Source organism: Hymenobacter metallilatus, assembly GCF_003944705.1.
In the GTDB taxonomy this organism is placed as follows: Bacteria; Bacteroidota; Bacteroidia; order Cytophagales; family Hymenobacteraceae; genus Hymenobacter; species Hymenobacter metallilatus.
This window is the reverse complement of record NZ_RWIS01000005.1, coordinates 287,050-304,702: the sequence shown is the minus strand read 5'-3', so window position 1 is coordinate 304,702 and position 17,653 is coordinate 287,050. Positions and strand designations below refer to the sequence as shown.

Annotated in this window: 20 protein-coding genes; 9 read left to right on the top strand and 11 right to left on the bottom strand. The window is 60.1% G+C overall.

The features are described from left to right. Positions 1-147: 147 nt before the first annotated feature. Entirely contained in the window at positions 148-366 is a 219-nt protein-coding gene (locus EI290_RS10065; RefSeq protein ID WP_185816934.1) for a KTSC domain-containing protein, read from the top strand. A 14-nt stretch (positions 367-380) separates the two neighbouring features. Here EI290_RS10065 and EI290_RS10060 read toward each other — a convergent pair whose 3' ends face one another. From EI290_RS10060 to EI290_RS10035, 6 genes are all read right to left on the bottom strand, one after another. After that, a complete protein-coding gene (locus tag EI290_RS10060) occupies positions 381-1,454 on the bottom strand; it encodes a tetratricopeptide repeat protein (RefSeq protein ID WP_125429274.1) in 1,074 nt (357 codons plus the stop codon). 116 nt (positions 1,455-1,570) lie between these two features. Then, the gene (locus tag EI290_RS10055) at positions 1,571-1,966 is read right to left on the bottom strand and encodes a hypothetical protein (protein WP_125429272.1); all 396 of its coding nucleotides are present in this window, start codon (positions 1,964-1,966) and stop codon (positions 1,571-1,573) included. Beyond that, complete coding sequence (locus EI290_RS10050) at positions 1,950-2,711, bottom strand: class I SAM-dependent methyltransferase (protein ID WP_246008911.1); 762 nt, start codon at positions 2,709-2,711, stop codon at positions 1,950-1,952. The genes EI290_RS10055 and EI290_RS10050 overlap by 17 nt, the downstream gene beginning before the upstream one ends. Beyond that, positions 2,708-3,442, bottom strand: a complete 735-nt coding sequence (locus tag EI290_RS10045) for a DUF2071 domain-containing protein (RefSeq protein WP_125429268.1) — start codon at positions 3,440-3,442, stop codon at positions 2,708-2,710. The genes EI290_RS10050 and EI290_RS10045 overlap by 4 nt, the downstream gene beginning before the upstream one ends. A 37-nt stretch (positions 3,443-3,479) precedes the next feature. Continuing rightward, the gene (locus EI290_RS10040; protein ID WP_125429266.1) at positions 3,480-3,863 is read right to left on the bottom strand and encodes a DoxX-like family protein; all 384 of its coding nucleotides are present in this window, start codon (positions 3,861-3,863) and stop codon (positions 3,480-3,482) included. After that, positions 3,860-4,657, bottom strand: coding sequence for a PhzF family phenazine biosynthesis protein (locus EI290_RS10035; RefSeq protein WP_125429264.1), 798 nt, complete (start codon positions 4,655-4,657; stop codon positions 3,860-3,862). Before EI290_RS10035 ends, EI290_RS10040 begins: the two co-directional genes overlap by 4 nt. Positions 4,658-4,902: 245 nt before the next feature. Between EI290_RS10035 and EI290_RS10030 the strand changes: the two genes are divergently transcribed. From EI290_RS10030 to EI290_RS10020, 3 genes are read left to right on the top strand one after another with little or no spacing between them, the layout of a single operon-like run. Continuing rightward, positions 4,903-5,457: an RNA polymerase sigma factor gene (locus EI290_RS10030; RefSeq protein WP_125429262.1), complete on the top strand. Its 555-nt coding sequence runs from the start codon at positions 4,903-4,905 to the stop codon at positions 5,455-5,457. After that, positions 5,450-7,009, top strand: coding sequence for a porin family protein (locus EI290_RS10025; RefSeq protein ID WP_125429260.1), 1,560 nt, complete (start codon positions 5,450-5,452; stop codon positions 7,007-7,009). The genes EI290_RS10030 and EI290_RS10025 overlap by 8 nt, the downstream gene beginning before the upstream one ends. A 48-nt stretch (positions 7,010-7,057) precedes the next feature. Continuing rightward, on the top strand, positions 7,058-8,026 hold the full coding sequence (locus EI290_RS10020) for a hypothetical protein (protein ID WP_125429258.1): 969 nt from the start codon (positions 7,058-7,060) through the stop codon (positions 8,024-8,026). 71 nt (positions 8,027-8,097) lie between these two features. On the opposite strand, the gene hutI is transcribed toward EI290_RS10020, so the two are convergent. Then, positions 8,098-9,363, bottom strand: a complete 1,266-nt coding sequence (gene hutI / locus EI290_RS10015; protein ID WP_125429256.1) for an imidazolonepropionase — start codon at positions 9,361-9,363, stop codon at positions 8,098-8,100. 261 nt (positions 9,364-9,624) lie between these two features. Between hutI and EI290_RS10010 the strand changes: the two genes are divergently transcribed. Both EI290_RS10010 and EI290_RS10005 read left to right on the top strand, forming a co-directional pair. Further along, positions 9,625-11,196 (top strand): T9SS type A sorting domain-containing protein, encoded by a 1,572-nt coding sequence (locus EI290_RS10010; RefSeq protein ID WP_125429254.1) that lies wholly within the window; start codon positions 9,625-9,627, stop codon positions 11,194-11,196. Positions 11,197-11,250: 54 nt separating this feature from the next. After that, positions 11,251-11,805 (top strand): 2'-5' RNA ligase family protein, encoded by a 555-nt coding sequence (locus EI290_RS10005; protein ID WP_125429252.1) that lies wholly within the window; start codon positions 11,251-11,253, stop codon positions 11,803-11,805. Here the strand turns inward: EI290_RS10005 and EI290_RS10000 are convergent. Both EI290_RS10000 and EI290_RS09995 read right to left on the bottom strand, forming a co-directional pair. After that, positions 11,789-12,706 (bottom strand): hypothetical protein, encoded by a 918-nt coding sequence (locus EI290_RS10000; RefSeq protein WP_125429250.1) that lies wholly within the window; start codon positions 12,704-12,706, stop codon positions 11,789-11,791. The two genes, EI290_RS10005 and EI290_RS10000, sit on opposite strands and share 17 nt — an antisense overlap. A gap of 92 nt (positions 12,707-12,798) precedes the next feature. After that, positions 12,799-13,227: a BLUF domain-containing protein gene (locus EI290_RS09995; protein ID WP_125429248.1), complete on the bottom strand. Its 429-nt coding sequence runs from the start codon at positions 13,225-13,227 to the stop codon at positions 12,799-12,801. 143 nt (positions 13,228-13,370) lie between these two features. Between EI290_RS09995 and pncA the strand changes: the two genes are divergently transcribed. Continuing rightward, entirely contained in the window at positions 13,371-13,967 is a 597-nt protein-coding gene (pncA, locus tag EI290_RS09990; protein WP_125429247.1) for a bifunctional nicotinamidase/pyrazinamidase, read from the top strand. Between the two features lie 10 nt (positions 13,968-13,977). Here the strand turns inward: pncA and EI290_RS09985 are convergent, their stop codons facing one another. Next, entirely contained in the window at positions 13,978-14,781 is an 804-nt protein-coding gene (locus EI290_RS09985) for a class I SAM-dependent methyltransferase (RefSeq protein WP_125429245.1), read from the bottom strand. A gap of 141 nt (positions 14,782-14,922) precedes the next feature. Between EI290_RS09985 and EI290_RS09980 the strand changes: the two genes are divergently transcribed. Together EI290_RS09980 and EI290_RS09975 are read left to right on the top strand one after the other, a co-directional pair. Beyond that, entirely contained in the window at positions 14,923-16,026 is a 1,104-nt protein-coding gene (locus EI290_RS09980) for a mechanosensitive ion channel family protein (protein ID WP_125429243.1), read from the top strand. 107 nt (positions 16,027-16,133) lie between these two features. Then, on the top strand, positions 16,134-16,673 hold the full coding sequence (locus EI290_RS09975) for a GNAT family N-acetyltransferase (protein WP_125429241.1): 540 nt from the start codon (positions 16,134-16,136) through the stop codon (positions 16,671-16,673). A 10-nt stretch (positions 16,674-16,683) separates the two neighbouring features. Here the strand turns inward: EI290_RS09975 and EI290_RS09970 are convergent, their stop codons facing one another. Continuing rightward, complete coding sequence (locus EI290_RS09970; RefSeq protein WP_125429239.1) at positions 16,684-17,553, bottom strand: endonuclease/exonuclease/phosphatase family protein; 870 nt, start codon at positions 17,551-17,553, stop codon at positions 16,684-16,686. Positions 17,554-17,653: the final 100 nt, after the last annotated feature.

Below are 17,653 nucleotides of genomic sequence, written 5' to 3'. Positions count from 1 at the left end.
CCAGAAATGTGCCGTGCTGGTGCGCAAGACCTGCTCGTTCAGTCGCTGCTTAGCCATGCACCACGTGCGTATTCAACTCGTCATTGACGAGCATAATCGACGATGCACCATAACTTAGACCACCACCAAAAAACCTTCCTGACATCTATGCCACGCCGCCCTATCCGTTCTACTTCCCTGAAAGCCGCCGGCTACGACGCGGCTGCTCAAACGCTGGAAATTGAGCACCGTAGCGGCAGCATCGTGCGCTACACGGGCGTACCCGAAACCATGTACCAGATGCTGCTGACGGTTTCGGGCAAGGCTATGTTCGTGGAGCAGGTGATTGAACGAGGCGGCTACGAGCGGGAACAGCTGCGTGGGTAACAATCTCACTTCATTTATTTTGGCCACGGGTACGCCGCCGACCAGGTGCGCAGCTCGTCCACGGTGGCGGTATGGTTGGCCAGCCAGGTCTGTACTTCCGGGGTGCTGCCGGCGCGGGAGGCCTGAATGGAGTACGCCAGGGACGGCAGATAGCCTTGTTTTTTTAACTCAACAAAGTAGGGCACCATGTACTGCCAGGTGAAGCCCTCCTGCTTTTCGGGGTGCAGCTCCGCCAATACGCCAATCAACGACTCCAGCTTGCGGATAAGCTGCTCGGTGGGCGTTTTATCCTTGTTTTCTTCGGTATAATCCATCGCGCCACTCATGCTCAGCAGCATATCGGCGGGTCCGAAGTTGTCGGCGCGACCTTTCTTGCCGGCGTTTTTCAGGGTTTCGGAGGGGATGCTGATGGTAATGGCCTTCTCGCCGGTTTTCTCCACGCCCCGTCCCATCAGCGCATCGAATCTTTTCAGGGTAGCCTCGGCCCGCTGGCCGGTGGGCTCCACCTGCAGCAGGCGCAGCATTGCCAGCAGAGCCGGTACCCGGTTGCCTTCCTGCTGCTGTAACAGCCCCAGGGCATTCAGCGAGTTGCCATGCGTGGGCCGGCACCGCACCGCCTGCTGCATACTGACCGTGGCTTCGGCCGGTTGATTGAGGGCCGTGGCCTGCGTTACGCCCAGGTTGAAGTACAGCGCTCCGTCATTGGGGTACCGTTTCAGGCCCTCCTGATAGATTTTGGCAGCTTCTTTCGGCTTTTTCAGCCCATCAAGGGCATTGCCGTAGGTGCTGTATAGAGAAGCGCCGGGGTTGGGGTCCTGCTTCAGGAGTTGCCTGCACAGCTCCACGGCTTCCTCGTTCCGGTCGAGAGCATTGTACGTCATGGCCAGCTCGTAGCGGGCGGTGGTATTGGCCGGGTCCTGCTTCAGGGCTTCTTTGTAGCGCAGCACGGCTTCATCGTACTTGCCCTGGTCGAAGAGAGAAACGCCCTGCTTCACCAGCTCCTGGCTACTGGCCGCAGTCTGGGCCTGGGTGGATAAGGCAGCCGCCAGCAGCAGCGCAACAAGGGAGAATTTCCGGTGAACGGACATATAGTGGAGGGGAATGATACAGCTAGTGAATTGGGCAGCAGTTTAGGTATGCAAGACCACATTTGGTGCGGCAACTGCCGCTTTTTGTGGATATTCAGTAATTGCCCTAGTAGGTATTACTGCCAGGATACCAGAAGAAAAACAACCGTCAGGTACAGCCAAAGCAAGGAAAACACAATGTGCACGGTAGTTTCAAATGTCTTACCACGCCACAACAGTGGCGAATAGCCGACAAATTGTACCACCAACCGTACCAGCCAGAAAATTCCCATGCCCAAGCATACTATCCTCCCCAGATGCGTCTGCACCAAGTCCGGCGCGAAGTTCAGGCACAGTAGCCCGCAGAGCAGAACTACCAATGCAATAAATAACGTGTGCACATACATCATCTGCCTGTTAATTAGGCTCAGCGGCTTGAATTCAGTGGCCCAATTGAAATAGCGCGGAAAACCGGCGTGCATTACTGCCAGACCAACCAGCAACGCGCCAATAACTTTAAGTTGCAGTTCCATTGGCAGCACGAAGAATAAAGGCGGAAATAAAGGGCGTCAGCTTGTGCTCCCGTTCCAATTGCAACCCACCCAGCTCAAAAGCCGCCAGCCAAGTAGTCCGCGAGTAGAAGTGCAGGAACCCGACGGTATACGCCATAAAGTTGGCCGAATCCCGCAGATGTTCCACTACCACGGCCCGACCGTTCGGGGTCAGCACCCGACCTATTTCGCGCAGAAATGCTGCCCGCTGGGCTGGATGCCGGATTTCGTGGGCCGCCAGCATCACCACTACCAAATCGATGGAAGCCGTAGACAATGGCAACTGGGCCGGGCGTACGGGTTCGGTTCCGGGGTATGGTGTTATAGCCGCCCGCGCCCGTCGGATGGAAATTTCCGTGTGCTCGGCGGGGTTGTAAAAGTCCAGCACCTGCAGGGTAGCTCCAGGAAACCGTTGGCGCAGCAAGGCACTGGTTTCATCAAAACCCGCATGAATATTCACCACTTGTTGTGGCGGTGCTGCCGTACGTGGCAGCCACCGGAACTCATATAGTCCTGAAATATCATACACGTACCAAGATACAAGCAGGGAAACCACAGTAGGCAGTAGCACGGCCAGCAGCGCAAGCCCCAGGCCCAGGCACCACGCAGGGTGGCCGCTGGCCGCGCCAATGCCCACGGCCAGCAACAGGGCCGCCAGCCCGGCACCGGCGTAAAAATGCCAGTTGAAGCGTACGATATTGCGGACACCCTCCGCCCGCTTTCTCATCCGGCCCACGTTTCAGTCCGGCCTTTTTTCCACCGGTAGGGAATATTTTGCATGGTGAAAGCACTAGCCAGCCGGACTTTGCCGAGCCCGAGGTTACGGATAAAGGCCACCTCTGCCGCTACTACGCGCACCGGTTGGGGCTGCCACTCCTCCCGTATGCCTTCCACAATGACCACTTGCTTAGTAGCTGGGCTCCATGAAAAGGTAAACGGCAGGGGGCCAGCAAACCGCCGGGCCTGCTGCCAGTTCCGGAACGGCGAGCCAGCCGGTAACTCCGGCTCATTAACCAGGTTTTCTACCTCAATACATAGTCCTGCCTGCCTTGATAGGATAGTCTGACCAGTGGCAATGGCTGCCTGGTATATGTCCACAGTCCGGTAGCGGTAAGAGGTAAGCAAATTGCCGAGCCATTGCATGTGGCGCTTATCGGTTTCTGAGCCCAGAATATACAAGCCGCGCAGCCGCTTTCCGGCCGCCGTGGTGTAGCGCACAAATATCCGGTACCCAATCAGAAAGAATTGATGCCCTAGCCAGGCCGGCAGGCCCTGCGGGCGCAACTGCCGCGTCTGCACCAATGCTACCGCCACGAAGCCCCAGGTATCGTCCAGGGTATCGAGGGTCAGACAGGGCGGCAGCAGGCGTTGCAGCTCAGCGGCCGGGGCGGCAAACGTCAGCACCGTTGTACGGCTCAGCAGCGCCTCTACACCAAAGGGATGATGCGCAATAGTCATCGGCGGGTAGAATTATTATCGGACACGGCAGCGCCGACTAGTCACTTTTTAGTATAAATCCCTGATAATATACCAGTACTGCAAATTCCGCTGCAAAGCCCATGTTTAGTCGGCCCCACAGTAACAAATCGGGAGCCAGCCAAAACTCCAGCACGTTCATCACCAGCACTAGGGCTATCTGAACTGCGGCAGTTAACTTCATATTCCGGCCGCCAAGTACCCACAGGCCCAATGCTATTTCTGCTACCCCAATGCTCTGCGTGAGCAGACCGGCATGGGTCGGGCCCAGAATCCGGGCTACAATGGCCTCATGACGCGGAACCAAGTGTAGTACTTTACATAGCAGCCCGTTTATCAGCCACACCGCCGCTATGCCGAACCGTAATAGCCGCGCCCAGACCAAGGAGTGGCTACCCTTCATCCGACCACTTCAATTTCGCCTTTGAGGTACGTGACGGCGTGGCCGCTCATCAGCACCCGGTCGCCGCGCAGCTCGCACCACAGGTCGCCGCTACGGGCCGATACCTGGCGGGCGTGGAAGTGGGTTTTCCCCAGGCGCTCTGCCCAGTAGGGCACCAGGGTAGTGTGGGCCGAGCCAGTTACGGGGTCCTCGGGTACGCCCACGCGCGGGCCGAAAAAGCGCGACACAAAGTCGACGCCACCGGAGCCGGGGGCGGTGGCAATAACGGCCCGGTATTCCACCTTGGCAAGATGCACCATATCCGGGTGCAGGGCCCGTACTTCGGCTTCGGTGGCAAATACGCACACCAGGTCGGGGCCGGCCAGCAGCTGCAGTGGGGTAGCCCGCAGGCCATCCAAAAGGCCGTCGGGGTGGTGATGGATGGGGTGCGGAGGGCGGGCCGGAAAATCAAGGGTGAGCATTCCGGCTTCGGCCTGATTTACCCGCAGGGGGCCGCTTTTGGAGTGAAAGATTATTTCCGGCTCCTGAAAATTCAGGTGGCGGTACAGCACGTGCGCGGAAGCCAGCGTGGCGTGTCCGCACAGCTCCACCTCCACGGCCGGCGTAAACCACCGGATTTCATACTCGTTGCCGTGCCGGGGCACGAAGAAGGCAGTTTCGGCCAGGTTATTCTCGGCGGCAATGGCCTGCATGGTTTCCGCGGTCAGCCACTCCGTGAGCGGGCAAACGGCCGCGGGGTTACCGGCAAATGGCCGGTTGGTGAAGGCGTCAATCTGATAAATGGGCAGCAGCATAGCAAGCAGATAGGTGGCAGCGTCGGTTCGCTTTCAGGTAAAACGGGCGGCCAGGTGGAGGCTGCCAGCCAACGGGCTGCGCAGCACTGGCGAAACTACTGGTTAGTGTAATACCGCCGGTATCTTGAGCCATTATTACCTGATAAAAAAAGTTACTCCCCCACGCAACCCCAAGCCGGGGCCGGCCGGTCATGGCTGCAAAACGCTAGCGTCCGATATTCCTACCTGTTTATTGCTCCCAGCCTATGGCCGAATCACTAGACGCACTCGTGGAGGGCTGCCGCCGCGGACGGCCCGCCGCTCAACGAGGCTTGTATGAGCGACTAGGCTACCAACTAATGGGCGTGTGCCTGCGCTACTGCCCTTCGCGGGATGAGGCCGAAGATGCCCTGCAGCTCACCTTCGTGAAGATTTTCACCCGTCTCGACCAGTTCCGCAATCAGGGGCCGTTTGAAGCCTGGGCGCGCCGCATTGCCGTGACAACTTCTCTGAACCTGTGGCACCAGAGCCGGCAGCGCGGCCAGCCGCTGGAAGCCGAAGAAGCCGCCGATATACACCACCCCGATGGTACGCCCTTCGACCAGCTTTCGGCCGATGATGTGGTGCGCCTGATACACACACTGCCGCCGGGCTACCGCACGGTGCTCAACCTCTATGCCATTGAAGGCTACTCGCACGCCGAAATCGGGGAGCTGCTGGGTATTTCGGAGGGCACCAGCAAATCACAACTTTCCCGGGCCCGCCGCCTGCTGGAAGAACGACTGACTCAACAGGCGCATACGCCGCTGTACCATGACTGAAAACGAATCGGAACAACTCTACCACGATTTACGCCGCAAACTGGAAGGCTACGGCAGCGCCCCACCAGAGTCGGTGTGGGCTGGTATCCGGGAGCAAGTGCCCGCCCGGCAGCCCCGCCGCTGGCGCCCTCTGCTGGTGCTGCTGCTGCTGGGCTTTATAAGTGGCAGCGTGCTGGTCGGCAGCCACTACTGGCCGGCTTCTGCCCCATTGGCTGGTGGCCACCTCGCTGACGCCGGAAAGCCGGCTGCTGCCAGGACTACGTCAGGAGGTCGTGGTGAAGCTCCCGGTGTGGCATCAGCTACCCCCCGCCTAGCCACGAAGCCGGCTGAGGCAGTGGCCACGCCGCCCACCACAACGACTCCTGCAACTGCGGTGCCGTCAGTTACTGCAGCTCCTGAGGTTGCGGCCGCGGCCACCAGCAAAGCCACTTTAGGCCGAGCCTCTGTGCTACCAAGCCCCGCGCCACACATCCTGCCTACTATCACCGCCCGCACTAAACGGGAGCGGCTGACCAGTGTTGCCAGACGTTCCTCCGAAGTTGCGGATGCTACTACCACTCGTGGGGCCCGGCGACGCACAGGCAGGCTTGATCTGCTGGCAGTGGCTGCCACTCGCTCCGGTACGCATCGGGTAAGGGTTGGCTCCCGCGAGGCAGCTGCACGAGGTGGCATTGATGGCGGCAGATACTCCCGCGCCGGCCGTCGGGCCCGCACGGACATCAGGTCGGGAAATTCACTCACTACTACTACCACTACCTCCACAGGCACTGCGGGCAGCCGGAAGGACGCGGGGGCCACAAAACTCAGCAACGAGCCGCTGGATCTGCTGGCTGTGCGCCCTCAGGCGTTGGAGGTAAAGGAGCCGGAGGTGAAACGGCAGCGGCGGGCCCGGAAGCAGCCCTCCCGCCGGGAGCTGCGCCTGCGTAACTGGAGCGCCCAGGTGCTGTTGGGGCAACAGGTAACGTACCGCCTGCTGAGCGCCTCGGCAACGCAGCTGCAGCGTTTGGAGCGCCCGGGTATGGGCTTCAATGGGCAGGTATCGGGTACGTATGCCTTTTCGCGCCAATTGTCCGTTTCCGGCGGCCTGGGATATGCAGAGTATGCCAACTCTCTGCAGTACCAGCTCAAAAAGGCCAGCGCTGAAGCGCTACGGCAGATTGACTTCCGCGACGTGTACCGCTTCTTCGTTGTTCCGGTACAGGCCCAGCTGACCCTGGGCGGCAACCAGCGCTGGCGCTACGGCCTGCTAGGCGGCGGCACCCTGGCTTTTCTGACCAGCGCCCGCACTACTGAGGGCTCCGCCTGCAACTGCGGGCAGCGTGAGTGGACCAGTGATATGCCCGACAGCATTTTCAGCCGCACCAATCTGGCGCTTACGGCCGGAGCCTTTGCCAGCTACCAGTTTGCTCCCGGCCAGTGGCTCACGCTGCGCCCGCAGAGCCAGCTGTTTCTCAACTCCCTCACGGCTCCTTCCAGCAGCGCCCCCCGGCGGCCCTGGGGGGTAGGCGTGCAGGTAGGCTACAGCTGGGACCTGGACCCGCGCAAACGCTGAATACCTTATGCCATTTTTCTCCTTCAGTACTCCTCTATCTGCCTACTCATGAAACGTTTCCTGTTTGCTACGCTGCTGACTTTGCCCGGCCTGTTGTTTTCGGCCTGCCAGGTTGATTCCGGGGTGATTATCTGCGAAGATGGCACCACGCCCAACCCTCCCGGTCCGGTACCAGCTACCATCAAAGAAGTATTGACGCAGCTGGGCCCGCCGGTACAGAAATTCATGTACGACCCAACCCGCACCAATACGTTTGCGGGGCAGAAGGGCACTGTATTTACCATTACCCCCCATGCTTTCCTGAAGAATGGCCAACCCGTAACCGGCCCCGTTGAGCTGGCCGTGCGGGAAGTGTTCAGCCGGGCCGATATGGTGCTCAGCAACATGCCCACCATATCGAACGGCACGGTGCTGCAGTCGGCGGGGGAAGTGTACCTGCGCGCCGCCCAGGATTCCAGCATCCAGCTGTCGGCTAATGCTATTGTCCGCATCCAAACCCAAAACCCGCCCGGCGTCAGCGCCAACGATACCATGCGCCTCTTTGTGGCACCGGTGGCGCCGGTTGCCCAAACCAGTTGCTTTAACTGGATGCTCAATACCGACCCCGCCTCCAGCATCAGCCCCACTCCTACCGGCCATATTATTACCGTCAGCAGCCTGCTGTACAACGCCGGTATCGGCTGGTTTAACTGTGACCGGTTTTATTACACGCCTACCCTGCCCCTGACCATTACGGTACCCGGCACCAACATCAGCCCCATGCAGAACACGATGGTATTCGCCGTGTTCCGCTCCTTCAACGGCACCCTGTCAATGTGCGACTTTACGGCCCCGAACATTTTCCGGGCCAGCCGGGCACCCCAGGGCGCCACGGTCAGTGTGGTGGTCATCCGGACGGAAAATGGCAAGCTGTACTACGGCCGCAAGGACGGTGTGGTGCAGGCCAGCGCAGACCTGAGCCCGACCCTCCAAGAAACCACGCCCGCCGATCTGGTAGCCAGCCTGAACACGTTGTAAGCTCGTTTTCACACGCTTTTCACACCACAGCCGCTGCGCTAGCATAGCTGCCGGACAGCGGCTGTGGTGTGTTATGCGGGTTGAAGCTGCCCGCCGATGATTACCTGCTGCACCGGGTTTTCGCCCAGCCAGTAGGGTATTTCTTCCAGAGACGGTACGTGCAGCAGCAGAATATCGGCCCGCTTGCCGGGTTCCAGACTGCCACACTGCTGCTGCTGCCCAATGGCCCAGGCGGCGTTCAGGGTAACGGCTGCCACGGCCTCGGCCGGGGTCAGGCCCATTTTCAGGCAGGCCACCGACAGAGCCAGCCACAGGTTTTTGCTGGGACAGGAACCGGGGTTGAAGTCGGTGCTGAGGGCCACGGGCAGCCCCGCGTCGATAAAGGCCCGGCCGGGGGCATAGCGCTCCTGCCGCAGAAACAGTGGCACCAGCGGTAGTAACACTGCTACGGTGTTTCCGCCTGATACCCGGGCGACCCGGGCGGCACCGGCCGGGGTAAGGTAGTCGGCATGGTCGATGCTCACGGCTCCCAGCTCGGCGGCCATTTCGCACCCGCCCAGGTCGTGGAGCTGTTCGGCGTGAATTTTCAGCCGGAACCCCAGGGCCTGCGCCTGCTCCAGGTAGCGGCGGGTCTCCGACACCGAAAATGCTCCCTCCTCGCAGAAAATATCAACAAATGGCACGTCCTGTGGGTGTAAGTTAGGCAGCACCTCCTGCACCAGCATCTGCAGATACTCGGTGGGCCGGCCCCGGTACTCCGGTCCTGGCACGTGCGCCCCCAGAAACGTGGGCACCACCCGTACTGGCTGGCGGCGGCCAGCTTCCTGGGCCACCTCAAGCAGGCGCAGCTCAGTTTCTGCGTCCAGCCCGTAGCCGCTCTTGGCTTCCAGGGTAGTTACCCCGTACTGCCGAAACCCCAGCAAGTGGTGCAGGGCCTGGTCCAGCAGCTGTTCCGACGAAGCCGCACGGGTGGCGCGTACCGTGCTCAGGATGCCCCCCCCGCTGGCCAGAATATCGAGGTAGGTTTCGCCTTGCAGCTTGCGCTGAAACTCCTGCGCCCGGTTGCCACCGAATACCAGGTGGGTGTGGCACTCCACCAGCCCGGGCATTACCACTCGCCCGGCCGCATCGAGCACGGTAGTAGCAGGTGTCACCAGTGTCTCATCAAGCTCCGACATGGGTCCTAAGGCTACAATCCGGTCCTCCACGCAGGCTACGTAGGCATCCGGGAGGAGGCGCCAGTTGCCCTGGTTTTCCCCGGCCAGCGGCCGATGCGCCGGGGCACCGGCTAGGGTAAGGAGCTGGGCGCAGTTGCGCAGAAGCAGCGTGTAAGCCATGGGGAGGAAGAATACAGGTGGGGTGGGTAAAGATGCGTAGAATCATTGCTGCGGCCATTACCTACCCTCAAAAACACCCTGACCAGTCTACTTATTCACTGTGGAAGTCCTATATAACCATGTAAAAATCAACATAATATTCTGTATCCATTTATGAGAAACAGCAGTTAAAAGGCCCGCAATTCGTACCTTACCTGTGCTGCTAAGCACAGCTTTTACAGATGGTTACGAAACGGTGTACCCCCAACCTGCTTTCCCAAAATGAAAAAGCTTCTACTTGCCTGTCTTCTTCTCTCCGCCGAAACGGTACTGGCTCAACTTCCTACCAGCAGCTTCGCCGTATCGTCGCCCTGCCCTGCCTCAGCCCGCAATCCATCCCAGCTCTACCAGATTGCCCAGGATGGCTCCATGCAGCCCATTGGCACGGTACAAAGCAGCGCCAATAGCAACCGGCTCATCATCAACGCCCTGGGCTATAATCAGGCCGATCAGTCGGTTCTGTACGGTATGCGGGTGGAACAGCAGAGCCTTGCTAACTTCACTACCTTCGTTCCCCAGCTATACCGCATCAACCTGAGCACGGCGGTAGCCGATTCTGTTGGCCCGATGACGCCCCCGCCCACGCCCCCGGCCAGTGAGCTTACGCCCACTACCGGCTCCCAAACGGCTACGGACGTACGTCAAACCCTGAATTTTGTGGCCGATAGTGGCCCCGATGGCACTTACTACGTGGGTGGGGCTACTTTCCGGGTTATCTTTTCCACTTTTTTTGGTATTCCGCTACCGGCTACGGCCCAGGTAACCGATGTGCGGCTGTATGTGGGCACTGTGAACCTGACTGCCGTAGCAGCGCCAGCCTGGCTCCGGCTGAACACGACCGACCCGGCCACCGCCGCCGTAGTAGAGAGCTTCCGTAGCCAGACGGAGGCTTATATCCGCTCCAATGGCTCCGGCCCCACCCCGGAGGGTGGTATTCAGGACTGGGTTTTCGATAAGGAAACCGGGAACCTGGTAAGCTACCTCGGCCTCACCGACGAGTACCTGACGGTAAGCAACCCCAGAACTGCGCCCGTAGCCGTAACCACCCCGGTTGCCACCCCGCTCCCGCCCACTACCTCCACCGACAAGAACATCGGCTCGATGTTTTCGGACCGTTTTTATAACGTATATGCGGTACGGGCGGCTACCGGTGAGATTTTCCGGATTGATAACCAGACCGGCAACTACACTGGCCGCTCCTACGGGGCAGCCCTGGGCTGCACCCGCGGCGACGCCGTCAGCTTCCGCGACGCGCTGCCCCTGCCCGTAAAGCTGGTGCAGTTCCGGGCTAGGGCCACGGCCGAGGGCGTCCGCCTCAGCTGGACCACTGCCAGCGAACAGCAAGTGAATTATTTTGCCGTTGAGCGCAGCACCGACGGGACTAGCTGGGCCCCGGTGCAGCGGGTAAAAGCCGGTAACAGGCCCAATGGCCAGCAATACGCTATACTCGATGCAGCACCTCTTCCGGGTATCAGCTACTACCGGTTGGCCATGCACGATGAGAATGGAGACGTTGCCTATTCCGCGGTACTGTCGGTAAGCCGCGCCGGAAAGCTGCAGGTGTATCCTAACCCTGCCAGCACAACCATCCAGGTAGACCTCCCGCTGACAGAAGGTGGCACTACCCTCGAGTTGCGTGACATGCAGGGGCGGGTAGTGCGGCAGCAACGCCTGGATGCGGGCAGTAGCAGTGCAGAACTTCGTACGGCTGGCTTGCCCGGCGGTATGTATCTGCTGCGCGTCAGCCAGGGCAGTACCAGCACTACTGCCCGGGTGGTGCTTATGGCTCCGTAATAGCTCCAAAGCCTTTTTGCCAACCGTACGCAGCCTTCTTCGCGTAGAGTAGTCATGACTCTGCCAGATCCTGCTGCCCCACTCATTCTTACTTTAACGCTCAATCCGGAGGCCCAGCAACATTTCACCCACCTGCGCCGCCTGCATTTCCCTCCGAGCCGCAACTACCTCGAAGCCCACGTAACGCTGTTCCACCACCTGCCCGGGGCCGAGCTGGCGGCCGTCCATCATACCCTTAAGGAGCTGGCAGCTACGGTGCCGGTGTTGCCGCTCCACCTGAGCGGGGTGCGTTTTTTGGGCAATGGGGTGGCGTATTCGCTCGACAGCCCCCCATTACTCCAGCTGCACCGGGCATTGCAAAGCACTTGGGCCGAGTGGCTGACGCCCCAGGACCGGCAACCGCTACGGCCCCATATTACGGTCCAGAACAAAGTGGCTCCGGCCGTTGCCAAAGCCTTGCACGAGCAGCTGCAACGGGATTTTGAGCCACAGGTACTCCAGGGTACCGGCATCACGGTGTGGGCCTACCGGGGTGGCCCCTGGCAGCAGCTGGCTCAGGTACCATTTACCGGAGCGGAGTACCCGGCAGGGGCTACTTACGCGCCGTAATGCTGTGGGTAAGGCTCTTGAACTGCACGAGGGTAGTTTCCGGGTCCTGGCTGGCAATGGCCTGCATGGCCACGGCCGTACTCCCGATAATGGTCACCTGCTGGTACACCAGCACCCGCTGCCCTTTCAACTGGGCGAAGCCTTCGGTTTCGTAGGTAATCAGGTCATTTACTTTACCCGAGGTCATTTTGCGGGCCGTAAAACCCGTCAGGTCGGTGCGCTGGCTCAACACCTGCCGGCTGATATCGGCGGCCGTAATGGAAGGGTTGTAGAAATGCGTAGTAACAGTTACCTGCGGCTCCAGATTGGTCCCGGACGGGCGTTGACCCCCAACCGTGTAGAGGTAGCGCCCATTGTGGGCCTCCAGCAGAGAGAAAGGTGATTTTTTCTCATCCAGTACAAATACGGCCACTCCCTGGCTGGGAGCGGAGCCGGTTTTCTGGTAGGTGGCACTGAGCAGGCTCCGGTGCAGCTGCCTGGCCAGGGCGGTGTCGGCGGCGGGGTAGCGGGCATCCAGCAGCACGGCGAAGGTTGAATCGCCAAACAGCAGTTGCGTTGATTCCTGCGCAGGCGACAGACGCACCCGTACCAGCCGGGCCGGATACGCACCGCCTTGCACCTCCTGATAGGCCAAAACACTGCCACCCCGCCCCTCAAAGCGGGCTTTGTTGAAGCTTCCGGCCTGCGCATAGTAGTTGCTGCCTTTCAGGTCGAGCACCTGCAGGGCGGCATCACCACGCCGCAGCCCGGTAAAGCCGGGGGCCGGGCCAAAGCCGGGCGGCGGAATCAGCCAGACCTGCGTGCCCGGCACTACCCGGGCAGCGGGTGCCATTTGGGCCTGTACCGGGACCTGCAGCACACAAGCCCCCACCACTACTACTCCTGACAGATACTTTCTCATGCGGGCGGGCGGCCCCCGCTGAAATACTGGGTTGGGGGCTACGGGCGCACAAGGTAAGTACAGATTGCGGAGCCCCTACTGCCAGGCCGCCGCTAAAAAGGATGCTGTACGCGCCCCGCCCCGGTATACTGCTGAAAATCATGCAGGAGCATACACAGGGACGCATCTGTAAGGGTCAGCAAGATGGGATGAGGGTCGACGAAGCCCACCTCCGGGCTGGAAACATAGTTGGCCAGGCCCATGGCCCACTGGCCAAACTGCCGTTGTGCAACCGGACCATTGGCCAGCATCTGCACCTGGGTGTGGCGGCAGTCGGAGCAGATGCGGGCAAACGTAGTGGATACGGCTTCAACGGGACCCTCCAGTACCTGCAGAAACCGAACTCCATCGTAGAGCAGCATCCCGGTAATATCGGCGGCGGTATTGCGAGTGCGTGACTGACTCAGCATCCGGCCCAGATCCATGCCCGATAAATCTATGGCTGCCGTACTTTGGTAGATAAGATGATGCAAGGAAGCCATAGTCAACCACCTGAATTAAACAAGTATGATTACAACAGTAAAAAGTACGACAAAACTCAGGTAGTGTTCAGCTTTTAGCCTTACTATTTTGACATGCCAACTTCCCAATCTGACTTCTCCCCAACCAATCTAGTTTATATTCCATGAAAGCTCTCCTGTTGATTGATATTCAACACGATTTTTTGCCCGGCGGCTCGTTGGCGGTGCCGGGGGGGCATGAGATTCTGCCTCTGGTAAACCAACTGCAACCCAACTACGAGTTGGTAGCTGCCACCCAGGACTGGCACCCGGCTAACCATCAGAGCTTTGCCAGCCAGCACCCCGGCCACGCGGTATTTTCTCAGATTAGCTTGCACGGCCTGCCGCAAACCCTCTGGCCCGACCACTGCGTGCAGGGCACTCCCGGCGCCGAATTCAGTGCCCAGTTGCACCAGCACCGGATTGAGGCCATCTTTCGCAAGGGTACCTCACCCGAAATTGATTCTTACAGCGGCTTTTACGACAACGGCCACCGCAAGAGCACCGGCCTGGCCGATTACTTGCGGGGGCGCGGTGTGCACGAAGTACACCTCTGCGGCCTGGCAGCTGACTACTGCGTGTTTTATTCGGCCCTGGATGCCCTGCAGGAAGGGTTTGCGGTGGTATTTCTGGAAGAAGCCACCCGAGCCATTTCGGCCGAGGGCTATGCGCGGGCCCGTCAGCAGCTGGAGCAGCGGGGCGCCCGGTTTAGCACCACCTGATTGCCGGGCGCTAGTGCTTTTTTCGGGCAACTACCGAGTACATCAGGGGCAGCTTACCCGGTAGGGCGCTTAGCTGGTAGCGCCGCTCGGCCACTTGCTCCAGTCCGGCAAAACAGTTGTAGGGCGAGTAATCGTATTCCTCGAAGTGGTCCAGCGCCAGCCCTTGCCCGAGTAACGCCCCTACTACCTCGCCCAGGCTGTGGTTCCAGGACACGGCCGTTTCCTGAATGGGAGCGGTAGGCTCGGCGTACGTACCTACTTCGGTTTCGGTAATAGTTTCCCGGTTAAAGTAAGCATACTCAATGCGGGTAAAATGGGGGTCGAACATCCACACCACCGGATGAAACTCTACCAGAATCAGCCGGCCGCCGGGTTTCAGGAACTGCGCTACCACGGCTGCCCACTGCTGCATATCGGGCAGCCAGCCCAGTACCCCAAACGTGGTGAATACCACATCGAACTGCTGGTGCAGATGCTGGGGCAGGGCGTATACATCGGCGCAGATGAACTGCGTATCCAGCTGGAGCTCAGCGGCCAGGCTGCGGGCCCGGTCAATGGCCGCATCGGCCAGATCCACGCCGGTGACGTGGCCCCCCAGCCTACTTAACGACATGGTATCCAACCCGAAGTGACACTGCAGATGCAGGATCTGCTGCCCGGCTACGTCGCCCAGCAAGCCGAGCTCCACCTCATTCAACGACGACTCACCGGCCCGGAAGCCGGCTACGTTATAAAAAGCCGACTGCATATGGTAGTCCGTTTTGGCGTTCCAGAGTCGGCGGTTGAGCTCCAGGTAGTTATCGGCGGCAGACATGGCGCAACGGGTTAGATACGGTGGCAAGGTCCGGATATTTTTGGTTTTCGGGCCCCAGCGCAGCTGCACAACCTTTCGGGGGCCGCCCGGGTACCTATAGCTGCCGCCCTGGCCCTGTTCTGTTCAGCCGGATTTCTAGCTATGCCCTTTCAACTTTCCGAAGTAGTGCCCACCCAAATTGAACGTGTAGTGCGCGCCACGGGCGTAGTGGCGGGTAGTCTGGTAGTGGGGTGGCTACTGAACCGGCTGCTGTTTGGACTGCTGGCCCGCTACGCCCGCCGGGAGCGGGCCTTTGTGGCCCAGTCGGTTGTGGAGCACCTGAGCCGACCGGTCAGCTGGTTTCTGCCGGTGCTGGTGGTATCCTTCACGCTTCCCCTAACCCTACTCGACAGCCAGGCCCTGGAAGTGGCCCGGCGCCTGGTGGAAACGGCCCTGCTCACCACCTTTGCCTGGTGCCTGATTCTGGCGCTGGATGTGGTGCAGGACCTGGTACAACGCCACTATCAGATTACCGATGCCGACAACCTGCGGGTGCGCAAGCTGTTTACCCAGCTGCAGTTTGTCAAGAAGCTGGCCGCCTCGCTCATTGCCTTCGTGGCGGTGGCCCTGGTCCTGATGAGCTTTGCCACGGTGCGCAAAATCGGGACGGGCCTGCTTACTTCGGCGGGCATCGTCAGCGTAATTGTCGGATTTGCGGCCCAACGCTCCATCAGCAACTTGCTGGCCGGCTTTCAGATTGCCTTCACCCAACCCATCCGGCTGGACGATGTGCTGGTAGTGGAGGGCGAGTGGGGCCGGGTTGAGGAAATTACATTCACCTACGTGGTGCTGCGCATCTGGGATGAGCGGCGGCTGGTGCTACCGCTCAATTATTTCATCGAAAAACCCTTCCAGAACTGGACGCGCACTACCTCCCAGCTGCTGGGCACCGTGTTTCTGTATACCGATTATACCATACCCGTGGAGGCGGTACGCTCCGAGCTGCGGCGCATTGTTGAAGGCAACGCCCTCTGGGACCAGCGCGTGTGCGTGTTGCAGGTTACCGATTCCAAGGAACGGACGCTGGAGTTACGCTGCCTGGTGAGTGCCAGCAACTCCAGCCGGGCTTTCGACCTGCGCTGTGAGGTGCGCGAACAGCTGGTACGCTTCATTCAGGAGCATTATCCCACTAGTCTGCCAAAAACCCGTACCCTCACCGAGCCCACCGACCATCCCTTTGCCCCGGCTCCGGCCGCTACTGAATAAAACCAGCTGCCATGCGGAAACCCAGAACCCGGGCAGTACCTTTGAGGGTTACGAACCAGGCTACCCTGCCCGATAGGTAGTTTTTCGGCCGGTTCATTTTCTGCCGCATGATTCGCCTGGACTACTTTACTCCCGCAGATTTTCCCCAACTCATTACCTGGATTGACTCCCCCCACCTGCTCATGAACTGGGCGGGCCCGATGTTCAATTTTCCCCTCACCCCCGACAAGCTGGAGTGGTATCTGCAGGACACCAACCACCTGGGCGAGTCTGACGTGTTCATTTTTAAGGCGGTGGATACGGCTACGGAAGCCGTGGTTGGGCATATTTCCCTGGGCAGCCTCAGCCAGAAAAACAGCTCCGCGCGCATCAGTCGGGTATTTGTGGCGCCCGAGCAGCGGGGCCGGGGCCTAGCCAGCCGGATGCTGACGGAAACGCTGCGCTTCGGCTTCGAGCAGCTGCACCTGCACCGCATCGATTTAGGCGTGTACGATTTCAATGAGGCCGCTATTCGGGCCTACACCCGCGCCGGTATGCACACCGAAGGCCGTTCCCGCGACATTCTCCGCTACGAAGGCGAGTACTGGAGCCTGCTGGAAATGAGTATGCTGGACCACGAATGGCAGGCCCGGCACCCACAGGCCTGAGTTTCCGGCACTACTTGCCGGGCCAGGCCAGCTCCGCCAGCACCGGCAAGTGGTCGGAAAGGTAAAACTGTTTTTCCGAGTCGGTGAGGTGGGCATGCTGCAGCACGCTGAATGGTGCCGAAGCAAACACGTAATCTATTCGGTCACCCAGGCCATGCGCAACCTCAAATGTGGCCCAGGTACCTTCGGGGCCGTAATGTGGTGTTTGAGTCAGCAACTCCGTATCTTGCAGGCGGCCCGAGTTCTGAATCAGCTGATACGGCTCGGAGGCAGGAGCAGTATTGAAGTCGCCCGTCAGGAGTACCGGCGCGCTACCAGCTACCTGCTGCATCCGGGCCAGAATAAGGGCTGTTCCTTCGCGGCGGGCGGTGGCACCCACGTGGTCGAGGTGGGTATTGAAGTGGTAGAAAGTACGGCCGCTGGCCTTATCGCGCAGCTGTACCCAGCTGCATACCCGCGGGTAGGCAGCATCCCAGCCTTTGCCCGGCGCCTCCGGTGTGGCCGACAGCCAAAACGTGCCCTTGCTGAGTAGTATGAACCGGTCGGTGCGGTAAAAGATGGCCGAGGCTTCCCCACGCTGCTGCCCATCGTCGCGGCCGGGGCCGTACCAGCTGTACGCCGGCAGGGCGGCAGCCAGGTCGGCCAGCTGGTTGGGCAGCGCTTCCTGCACGCCTACTATATCGGGAGTGTGGTAGCGCAGCAGGCCTGCCACCCGGTCTTTGCGCAGGTCCCAGCGGTTGGGCCCATCCGAGGCCACATCCAGCCGGATGTTATAGCTCATGACCCGAAGCGACGGCACTACCCGGGGAGAGGCCAGCCCTGCAACCGGCAGCAGCACTATCCATAGCAACAGGAAGCAAAAGGCAGATTGGAGGCGCATTGAGAAAGGAAAATTGGGTAAGGAGAACGGGCCACTAAGTTAGGGCGTGTGGACAGTTGACGAAAGGCCCCCAAGAGGCCGTCAGAAACCATCATTCCGA